The sequence below is a fragment of the Kitasatospora sp. NPDC004531 genome (genome assembly GCF_053602195.1).
Window position 1 is genome coordinate 18,904 of the sequence record NZ_JBSGDD010000090.1, and the last position, 9,530, is coordinate 28,433.

Genomic DNA, 9,530 nt, shown 5'->3' on the forward strand with positions numbered 1-9,530 from the left:
CTGCGTCTCAGTCCGTGGCATCGAACGCGATCTCCAGCGAGACCAACGCCCGGATCTCGGCCAGCGACCGAACCACCGAGTCCTGGTCCGGTCCGGAGACCCAGGCCCCGACCGGGATGGTCTTGGTGTCCCGGGTGACCGGCACGTGGTCGCCCGGCCGATAGGAGACCAGAACCTTGTCGACGCTTGGGTGGCCCTCCAACTCGGACAGCCCGTGTACCGCGACCAGCGTGCCAGGCGCATCGTCGTTGCGGATGGCGATCGCTCCGAACATTGCCCGGACGTTCAGATCCTGGTCCATGATCGCCGGACGCTGGCCGAGGTAGCAGGTGAGTGCGTCATGGAAGGGACGGATCGCGGTGTAGTCGGCCCACTGATCGGTGGCCGGGCCCCCTGGCAGCCGGGCGCCGACCTCCATCAGGTAGACGCCGTCGGGAGTGCACTTGACCTCGGTGTGGCTGGGGCCGCGGTGCACACCGAACGCGGTGAGGACCTGGTGGACGTATTCCTCGACCCGTGCCCAGTCGGGGTCGTCACGAGTGGCCTGGACGTTGTTCCACAGCGGGAAGTCGTAGTCCCGGCCGTCCGGTTGCCGGTACTCCCACATGTCCATCACCCGGTGCTCGCCGTCGCTGCTGAAACAGTTGACGGCGAACTCGCGACCGCGAACATACTGCTCGACCAGCCACTCCTCGACCGGCCAGCCGAACAGGTCGTTCTCCTCGGCGATCCGCAGGTCCTTTGCTTCCTCGGAGCTGCGGACCAAGGTGACGCCGTGGGCGCCGGCGCCCATGGTGGGCTTGACGATGACCGGGAATCCGAGTTCCTCAGCCGCTGCAGGCACCTCGGCCAGGTCGTGTATCAGTCGGAACGCAGGGATCCGTACCCCGGCCTGGTCTGCATGTGCCCGCATGGCGGCCTTGTTGCGTCGGGCCCAGGCCAGTTCGACGTCGTTGCCGGCCAGCCCGAGTTCATGGGCCAGCACGTCGGTCAGGTGAACGGCGGACTCCATCGCCGGCACCACCGCCTTCACTTCGAAGTCGGTTCGGGCGAGGGCGGCGAGCACGTCGGGAGCCTTGGAAGCATACAGTGACGCGTCGTCGTCCCGTGTGTGGTCCGGCCACCGGGAGTTCAGCTCGGTCGGCTCCACCGTGTAGAGGGAGACAACGTGGAGCCCGAAGTCACGGGCCGCCTTCTTGTAGCCTTCGCCGGTCTTGACCGGGTCGATGAGGAGTACGGCGGGTTTGCGGCTGTTCAATGGATCGTTCCTTCTCTGACGGAGTGCGGTGCCGGGGCCGGTCTGCCACCGTCAGGCGGCGGGCAGCAGTTCGGGGTGATGGCGCTCGGTGACCTGCGGGAAGGCCCGGATCATCCCCTTCATGACGTTCTCTCCGTAGCCGGCGAAGAGCGGGTTGGCAGGGTCGGGTACGACACCCCCGGCCGCTTCGACGTACGGGCCAGGCAGTGGCTGCATCGACGCGTCCAGCCGGGGGTTGTAGAAGAACGGGGCGGAATAGCGGTCCACGCCAGGGGCGGGCCGCACCACCCGGTGGGTGGTGGCGCGCAGGTAGCCGCGGGTGGCCACCTCCAGCAGCTCGCCCAGGTTCACCACGAATGCCCCTGGCACTGCCGGAACGTCGGCGAACGTGCCATCCTCGACCGCGACTTGGAGCCCGCCCTTGTCGTCCTGCAGGAGCAGAGTGAGGATGCCGTAGTCCTTGTGGACGCCCACACCCTGGTCCTCGCCGCCGACCCCGCTGTGCTCCGCGCCAGGGTAGTGCAGCAATTTGAAGTGAACATGCGGATCCGGGGTCACCACGTCGTCTAGGAAGTCCGTTGGGGCTTCCAGCGATTCGAGGATCAGTCCGAGCAGCCGGTGCGCGACAGCAGTCAGCTGGTCCGTCCAGCGGTGGACCGTGCCGGCGAGTTCGGGCATGGCGGCCGGCCACTGGTTGGGGCCGGCCAGCCACCGGTAGGAGGGGTCGGTGGGGCCCGGTGCGGCGAAGGGGCTCTCCGGGCCGATGTCCAGTTGGCGCCGCTGGTCCGGGATGCCCTGGGTCAGCTCCCGGCCGATCTCCGAATAGCCGCGGTAGTGCGGGGAGTTGAGGATGCTCAGGGCGGCCCGCTCAGGCTCGGGCAGCGAGAAGAACCTGCGGGCCTGTTCGAGCAGTGCGTTGCCGCCGGTGACGCCGTGGCCGATCAGTTGGAAGAAGCCTATGTCGTGGACCGCGGAGCGCAGCCGGTCGAGGAACTCGGCACGGGCCTGCGGACCGCGGTCGGCGTCGCGCAGATCAATGACAGGGAACAGTTCGGACAAGGAAGGTCCTCTATTGGGATCTCAGAACGGAAGGTACGGGGGGCGGGTCGACGCGAGAGCGCCTCAGTCGACCGCGTTCAGTGCCGATCTGGCCGGGCCGGGCAGTACGCCGTCGTAGCGTCGTGCCATGTAGCTGAGCCGGTTCAGCAGCTCGAAGGCGGGCGACCCGGTGGCGGTTGGTGTCGCGGTGCCCGCGATCGGCATCCGGCCGGTCCGCTGCCATTGCAGCCGCCCGGTTTCGTCGATCAGGGTGCGGGCCAGGTTGGCGTTGTCAGGATGCAGGCAGTACGGGACGTCCAGTAGGCCCTGCCGGACGGCTCGCACCAGCGCCTCGCCGATGTCCTGATGGAGGGCGAGAGTTGCCTGGATCAGGGTGCGCGCCTCCAGGTGGACTGCCGCCTCCTCGTCGACGCTGGCCGACAGCCCGGCGATGGCGTTCGGCCGGCTTGCCACCTCGCCAGCCAGCTCCAGCGCCTCGACGTTCTCTTCGACCGTGGGGATTCGCAGCGCCTCCGCCGCAGTCTTTGTGACCAGCCGCTCGGCCCCGGAAGCTCGGGCCAGCCGAACACTGTCAGCCAGCAGCCTGAGCGCTCCCGCCTCGGTACGCGGGAAGACCCCCATGTAGGTGTAGAGAACGATGTGCCGGCGCACCGTGCCGAGGTACTCCGAGGCCAGCCGCCGCATGGCCCGGATTGCGGCCAGGTCCTGGGCAGTGTTGGTCTGCTGCGCGTAGCTGAGCGAAACGCTGCCGATTCCGTGCTGGACGAAGAACATGCACTCCAACACGCTGAGCGCCACCAGCAGCCCCGGTGGGCAGAGCTGGCCCAGCATGCAGCCGCCGAAGCTCTCCACGTGCACCAGCCTCCCGGCCGGGGCGCGACGGGCCAGCAGTTCACAGCCCTTGGCCCAGGCCCGGGTGGCCTCTGCCAACGGGGTCCGGCTGTAGGGAAGGCAGTACGACACCGGTCCGCCCTCGGTTGCCGTCAGGCCTGAGGCCAGCATGGTCTCGAACAACTGCTGTGGCAGAGCCGAGCCGTGCCGCAACTGGACCGGAAAGTCCGGTCCGGCCAGGCCGGCCAGTAGCCGGTGGTTGACCGCGCGGCCGTGTGCCACCAACGGGTACCCGTTGAGGGGTGTCCCGGTGCGCAGTGCCTCCCGGGCCGAACCGTGGTTCCCCACCCTGGTGTAGCTGTCCACGGTGATGGTGCCGACGGTGGTGGCCCGACTCGCACGTACGGCTTCGAGGCCGGCTCGCATCTGCTCGGGGGCGGAGAACCCCATCCTGGGCTGGACCACCAACTCGCCTGCCCGGGAACGCTCGCGAACGAAGTCGCAGAAGTCGTTCCCGCCGGTCCGCAGCAGAGAGCCGGTCATGCGTGTCCGCTCGAGGTCGCTCCGGAGAGGGCTGGCCATGCCGCCGATACAGTGCCGAGGTGGGCGAGGAACTCGGACACGTCGGGGCCGGAGCCGGCCTCGAACACCGCGTCGAATCCGGCGGCGATCAGCTCGGCCTGCGAGGTCGCATCGGCGGTCCCCCGCAGGCCGAGTTTCCCGCCGATCACCATCGGCACCCCGGCGAGCGTGGGTTCCGTGCGCAGCCTGCGCGCCAGCCGTATGCCATCCAGCCTTCCGTGCCCGTTGACCGTGCTGATCACCAGCACGTCCGGGACCCTGGCCAGGCAGACCTCCAGCAGGAGAGCATCGGGGACGCACGCTCCGAGGTTCTCCACGTGGAAGCCATGCTCTTCCAACAGCAGTTGGAGGAAGACCAGGTTCCAGGTGTGCGAGTCGGAGGAAACGCTGGACAACACGCATCGCCTACGGCCCGCGGGCGAGCTGATCACGTGGAACTCCTTTCGTGCTCGACAGTGGGTGCGCGGGGTCAGCGGGCGTTCTGCAGGTGGGTGAGCAGCTCGGACCTGAGCAAGCCCTCCTCGGCGAACGCCCCGAGCAGCGAGCTGGAGGTCATCCGGGCGCTGGTCCTGATGCCCCGCATAGTCATGCACAGGTGCTCGCCGGTGCCGATCACCGCGACGTCCTCGGTGCCGGCGATCCGCGCCACGTCGGCGGCCGTGTCGGCGACCAGCCGCTCCTGCACCTGCAGTCGGTGAGCCTGCCGGTGGGCGATCCGTGCGAATTTCGACAGGCCCATCAACCGGTCCGCAGCGCGATAGGCGATGGTCAGTGAGCAGTTGAAGGGGAGCAGGTGGTGCTCGCACAGCGACCAGACTTCGATGCCGGAGACCACTACCAGTTGGCCTGCGGAGGTGGTCTCGAAGACCGTGTCGATCGTGCCGGGGTCGTACTCGGTGAACTCGCGCCACCAGCGGGCGTAGCGGGCAGGGGTGTCCCTGAGACCGTCCCGCAGGGGGTCCTCGCCGATTTCCTTCAGGAGCAGGCGCGCCAGGTCCTCCAAGGGGTCCTCACCGAGCCCGTCCGTAGTGGAGCGAAGGCTGCTGTCCACGTCCAGGTCGGTACTCATCTCTCAAACGCCTCTCTTGTGTCCCCAGACCAACGTGTGCAGCCTGGTCGTGATGTTCCAGCCGCGGCCGATGACCTCGTCGGCCAATTGCCGGATGTGCCGGTCGATGTCAGTGCTGTTCTGGCCCTCGGGCATCACCCAGACCGAGGTGATGCCTGTTGCTGCCACGAGCTCGGAGACCTCGTCGAGGTCGGCACTGCCGCGGCAGACGAACTTGAACGTGCTGGACGGCAGGGCGGCCAGTCGCTCCAGTGCTGTGGGCACGATGCGTTTCGCTGCGGGGTCGCCCGCGTGCGAGAGCTTCGGCGATACGTTGAAGCGGACTCCGGCCGCGATCAGCCGCGGGTCCGGAACTCTGGTCCCGTTGGTTTCGATCTCGACTTGGATGCTGTGCTCGACCAGCGCCTCGACGAGTGGGACCAGGCGGTTCTGCTGGTTGAGCGGTTCACCGCCGGAGATCACCACCAGCCCGACCTCGAATGCGAGCAGTCGCTCCAGCACTGTGGAGACGGGTAGTCGGTGCAGCTCCGTCTTCGGGTCGAACGCGATACCGGTGTCGCTGGCCCCTGCCCAGTCCCAGGTGTAGGGGGTGTCGCACCAGCGGCATGAGAGATTGCAGCCACCCAGCCTCAGGAAGGCACAGCGGCGGCCGAGTGATTGTCCTTCTCCTTGGAAGGACTCAAGTGGGGCCGAAGATCTCGTTGACGACGAGTTCCGGTTCCACGGGGCACCACCTCCTTGAACAGACGATCGGACGTTCCCCCGTCATCCCTCGACTCAGGGGCGGTACTCGGCCCAGGTCTTGGGGGTTTCGGAGACGCGTACAGCGGTCAGCTCGGGGAGCTCCGGGATCCACTGCTCGTAGATCCAGATCGCCAGGTTCTCCGCGGTCGGGTTCTCCTTGACCACGTCGTTGAGGTGCTGGTGGTCCAGCCAGTCGTCGATCCAGCCCTTGAAACTGGAGAGCTCGCCGTAGTCGCGGACGAACCCGGGGCCGGTCAGTGCCTGCCGGCCGGCGCTGAGCTCGATTTCGACGAGGTAGTTGTGGCCGTGCAGACGGCCGCACTGGTGATTCTCGGGCAGCCCGGAGAGCTGGTGGCTGGCGGAGAAAGCGAACTGCTTGGAGATGCGCAGAGTCATGAGATGTGCTCCTGGTAGGTGGTGGGGTCATGGACGTCGGCCGCAGTGAACGCCTCCTGGCGCTCCCAGCAGGCGGCACAGCGGGCGCAGTGGTCGGCCTCTCCACGTAGGCAGGTCCAGGTCTCGGTCCACGGGACACCGAGTTGCTCGCCCAGCGTGACGACGTCTTTCTTGCCCTGGCCGGACAGCGGCGCGAGCAGGGAGAGGTCGGGGTGGGCGTACCCGGCCGTGGCGATTCGCTCCATGGCGATGAAGGACTTCAGAAACTCCGGAGTGCTGTCGGGGACGGACGCGGTGTCGTCCGCCATGATCCCGATGGCAACGGCCTGGGCTTTCTCGGCCACCGCCACCGCGAACGCCACGGACAGAAGCAGGGCGTTGCGATTGGGGACGATGTTCGGGCTTTCGCCGTAGCCGGACCAGGTCTGCTCCGGGACGTCGACGGTCGGGTCGGTGAGCGAGGAGCCGCGCAGTAGGGCGCCCATCGCGCTCAGGTCGGCCACCTGGTGGGCGGCGCCTAGTCGTTCGGCCGCAGCGGCCGCGAAGACGTGCTCCTTGCGGTGGCGTTGCCCGTAGTCGACGGAGAGCAGGTGCAGGTCGTGGCCCTGCGCCTTGAGCAGGTGCGCCATCGTGACGGAGTCCATGCCTCCCGAGACGATGGCGATGATTTTCGACACCGTGTTCCCCCTGTTGTGTCAGTGCTTTGTCTCGTTCGATGGCCACGGCCGAGCGTTGGTCCGGCCGCGGCGGTGCCGGGATTCGGCTCAGGTGAGCGGGATGCCACGGACGACAACCGCTGTCGCGGCGCGGTCGAGAGCCACTTCGCACTCCTGCTCGGTGGCGGCGACGGCCACCACCAGGGCGTACCGGCAGCGAACGTGGTCGGTCGGCGGCAGCCGGAGCTGTCGGCCCGGCCCGGCGAGCACCTGTACGTCGTGGATCTCGGCGGGCAGCCGCTCCCGGTCGACCTCCACGGACTCCACCGTCAGGTCGTGTTCGGGGTACAGGAAGCGGATGGCCGCCACTTGCTGCCGGGAGGCCGTGGTCCCGGGGACTGCGCCCGCTGCCAAGTCGGCGGCGACAAGCCCGACCTCGACACCAGTGGCGAGCCCTCCCAAGTAGGGGATCCGGTCGCCGCCGACCCGCGCGTTGATCTCCACCACCCGCGGGCCGGACGCGGTCAGCCGCAGTTCAGTGTGGGTCACCGTGTCGGTGAGGCCGACGGCGGTGTGGGCGCTCTGGAGGACGTGCAGCAGCACCGGGTCGGCGAGCAGCGGGTCGTCCGCCCGGACCACGTGGCCGACCTCCTCGAACCCCGGCGCGAAGCCGATTCGTTTCCGGGCCACGAAGAGCATCGTGACCAGGCCGTCCCGACAGACTGCGTCCACGCTGATCTCCGGTCCGTCCAGGTACTGCTCGACCAGCACCGGGCGGTCGAAGGTCGGGACCTCGTCGAACCAGATGGAGGTGGCTTCGCGGTACGCCTCGACCAGGTCCTGCGGGGCCGGCACCAGCGACACGCCGTTGCTTGCGGACAGTGCCCGCGGCTTGACCACCACGGGATAGCCGAGATGCTCGGCGGCCTGCCGGGCCTCCTCGAAGTCGGCGACCGCGATCGACTCGGCCTGCGGGACGTCAGCAGCCTTCAGCGCCTGCCGGCCGGCGAACTTGTCCCGGCAGGCATGCACCGCCGCTACCGGGCTTGTCCGCAGCCCGAGAGCGGCGGCCACTGCGGCGGCCGACTCGACGCGGGTCTCCTCGTAGGTCAGCACCCCGGCGTAGTCCTCTGGGCTCTCCTTGGCGATCCCGACCATTGCTTCGGGGTCCAGGGTGTTCACCGCGGAGTGCGCTGCGATGTAGGGCGACTCCCAAGTGGGGGCCGTCGGCGACAGCAGGTGCAGCCGGTACCGGGTGGCCATGGCGCGCAGCATGTACTCGCGCCAGATCTGGGCCCCACTGCCGATGAGCAGCAGTAGGGGCTTGGGTCCGTTGTTCATGTGGGTCACCGTTCGATGTGCGGGGATACGGGTGGTGCCACCAGGCGGCGAAGGCTGGTGGTCGTCAGGCCGTGGCGGCAGACGGTGCGACCTCGACCGCGAACAGGCCGACTGCGTGCTGTGCCCGGCGCAGCGCACTGTCCGGGTCCGGGCCGACCGCGAGTGCGTCGCCCTGGCGGTCCCAGGAGCTGCGCAGCGGCGGAACCAGGTCACCGACAGCTGCGGTGAGGAAGGCGGTCTCCACTCCTTCGGCGGCGCATGCCTCGTCCAAGCCGCCGACTGCGGTCACCTCACCTTCCGGAAGGGTGAGAAACCAGATTGCGGCCGCAGCCGCCGAGGGCCGTGGGGTCAGATCCAGAGGCTTGCCCGCCAGCCAGGTGAAGGTCAGTTCCTGGATATCGAATCCGGCGGCCAGCCGCACGAGTTCGACGATCGCGTCGCCGCCGGGCCGGGTGTGCGTCTCGATGACGCGGGGGCCGCGATCGGTCAGGGCGATCTCGGTGTGGGCCGGCCCCTCCTGCACGCCGAGCGCAGTCAGCAGCCGCCGTACCTCGGTGGCGATCACGTCCTGCTGCTCGGCGGTGATCCGGGCCGGCACCAGGTGGCCGATCTCCACGAAGGTCGCCGTCTTGAACTTTTCGGTCACGGCCAGCAGATGGTGCTCGCCGGCCGCGCTGAATGTCTCCACGCTGAATTCACGGCCGGTCAGGAACTCCTCCGCCAGCCACGGTGCCGAAGGCGACTTGGCCGGGACGGAGAAGTCCAACTCTTCGGCCAGTTCCCGCAGTCGGGCATCGTCGTGCACAGCGTGGATCTGCTGGCTTCCGGTGCCCCGGGAGGGCTTGAGTATCAGCGGGAAGCCCAGGGCGCCGGCCAGCGAGAGGAGGTCCTGCGTGCTGCGCACCTCAGCGAAGGCGACCTGGCCGACCTCACCGCCGCGCAGCTGCTCGCGCATGAACACCTTGTCGTTGACCGCTGTGGTGGTCTCCAACGGGTTGGCGGTGAGCCCCAGGTCATGATTGATCTGGGCTACCGCCTGCAGGTAGGTGTCGTTCATGGTGACCGCGAGGTCGAACGGCTGAACACCGTGCAGGGCTACTGCCGCCTGTACCACCCGGTCCGGTGAGATGTCGGGAACCAGGAGGACGGTCTCGGCCAGCTCCCGGTGGCGTTCGGAGAGGGCGCTCTTGGGGCCCAAGTAGCTGATCGTCATTCCCGCGCTGTGCGCTGCTTCCATCGCCTCTGTGCGCTTCCCCCCGACGAACAGCACGTTGGAGACGGCCGATGGCCTGATCACCTGGCTCCCCCTTGGTTCTCCACCAGTCATGGAATCGGCGCCGCCCCTTCAGGGCAGTGGCTCGATTCGAGAGCGCTTCCGGGTGGAAGCGTCCCTGTGTCAAACATGAGGCAGGGCCATACCCGAGGAATACTCATGGGCACCCGGCCGCCAGTAGGGGGAAAGTAGTGGCATGTTCTCCACTCACCTCCTGAACTTGCTTCTGGGAAAGGCGAGTTCTTCTGGAGCAGCCGGTGGTGCTTGACCAGCACCAGCAGCGCGACGGCGGGCAGCGCGGCGACCACCGTCCAGATCGGA

10 protein-coding genes are annotated in these 9,530 nt (G+C 68.1%); all 10 read right to left on the reverse strand.

What is annotated here, in order from left to right:
* Nucleotides 1-7: 7 nt before the first annotated feature.
* The 10 genes from ACWEMJ_RS27760 to ACWEMJ_RS27805 all read right to left on the reverse strand — a co-directional run bounded on the left by ACWEMJ_RS27760 (nt 8) and on the right by ACWEMJ_RS27805 (nt 9,233).
* The gene (locus ACWEMJ_RS27760) at nt 8-1,150 is read right to left on the reverse strand and encodes an ATP-grasp domain-containing protein (RefSeq protein ID WP_452139869.1); all 1,143 of its coding nucleotides are present in this window, start codon (nt 1,148-1,150) and stop codon (nt 8-10) included.
* A gap of 159 nt (nt 1,151-1,309) precedes the next feature.
* Nucleotides 1,310-2,317, reverse strand: coding sequence for an isopenicillin N synthase family dioxygenase (locus ACWEMJ_RS27765; protein WP_452139870.1), 1,008 nt, complete (start codon nt 2,315-2,317; stop codon nt 1,310-1,312).
* Nucleotides 2,318-2,380: 63 nt separating this feature from the next.
* A complete protein-coding gene (locus ACWEMJ_RS27770; protein WP_452139871.1) occupies nt 2,381-3,691 on the reverse strand; it encodes a methylaspartate mutase in 1,311 nt (436 codons plus the stop codon).
* Entirely contained in the window at nt 3,688-4,161 is a 474-nt protein-coding gene (locus ACWEMJ_RS27775; protein ID WP_452139872.1) for a cobalamin B12-binding domain-containing protein, read from the reverse strand. Before ACWEMJ_RS27775 ends, ACWEMJ_RS27770 begins: the two co-directional genes overlap by 4 nt.
* 38 nt (nt 4,162-4,199) lie before the next feature.
* Nucleotides 4,200-4,799: a GTP cyclohydrolase I gene (gene folE / locus ACWEMJ_RS27780; RefSeq protein WP_452139873.1), complete on the reverse strand. Its 600-nt coding sequence runs from the start codon at nt 4,797-4,799 to the stop codon at nt 4,200-4,202.
* Nucleotides 4,800-4,802: 3 nt separating this feature from the next.
* The gene (locus tag ACWEMJ_RS27785; protein ID WP_452139878.1) at nt 4,803-5,432 is read right to left on the reverse strand and encodes a 7-carboxy-7-deazaguanine synthase QueE; all 630 of its coding nucleotides are present in this window, start codon (nt 5,430-5,432) and stop codon (nt 4,803-4,805) included.
* A gap of 144 nt (nt 5,433-5,576) precedes the next feature.
* Complete coding sequence (locus ACWEMJ_RS27790) at nt 5,577-5,939, reverse strand: 6-pyruvoyl trahydropterin synthase family protein (RefSeq protein ID WP_452139874.1); 363 nt, start codon at nt 5,937-5,939, stop codon at nt 5,577-5,579.
* Nucleotides 5,936-6,616 (reverse strand): 7-cyano-7-deazaguanine synthase, encoded by a 681-nt coding sequence (locus tag ACWEMJ_RS27795; protein WP_452139875.1) that lies wholly within the window; start codon nt 6,614-6,616, stop codon nt 5,936-5,938. The genes ACWEMJ_RS27790 and ACWEMJ_RS27795 overlap by 4 nt, the downstream gene beginning before the upstream one ends.
* An 87-nt stretch (nt 6,617-6,703) precedes the next feature.
* The gene (locus ACWEMJ_RS27800; protein WP_452139876.1) at nt 6,704-7,936 is read right to left on the reverse strand and encodes an ATP-grasp domain-containing protein; all 1,233 of its coding nucleotides are present in this window, start codon (nt 7,934-7,936) and stop codon (nt 6,704-6,706) included.
* Between the two features lie 64 nt (nt 7,937-8,000).
* The gene (locus tag ACWEMJ_RS27805) at nt 8,001-9,233 is read right to left on the reverse strand and encodes an ATP-grasp domain-containing protein (protein ID WP_452139877.1); all 1,233 of its coding nucleotides are present in this window, start codon (nt 9,231-9,233) and stop codon (nt 8,001-8,003) included.
* Nucleotides 9,234-9,530 lie beyond the last annotated feature (297 nt).

Excerpts from the sequence above, each read along its gene's own strand:
- ACWEMJ_RS27770 (WP_452139871.1), bottom strand. The coding sequence starts at position 3,691 with ATGACCGGCTCTCTGCTGCGGACCGGCGGGAACGACTTCTGCGACTTC.
- folE (WP_452139873.1), bottom strand. The coding sequence starts at position 4,799 with ATGAGTACCGACCTGGACGTGGACAGCAGCCTTCGCTCCACTACGGAC.
- ACWEMJ_RS27790 (WP_452139874.1), bottom strand. The coding sequence starts at position 5,939 with ATGACTCTGCGCATCTCCAAGCAGTTCGCTTTCTCCGCCAGCCACCAG.
- ACWEMJ_RS27800 (WP_452139876.1), bottom strand. The coding sequence starts at position 7,936 with ATGAACAACGGACCCAAGCCCCTACTGCTGCTCATCGGCAGTGGGGCC.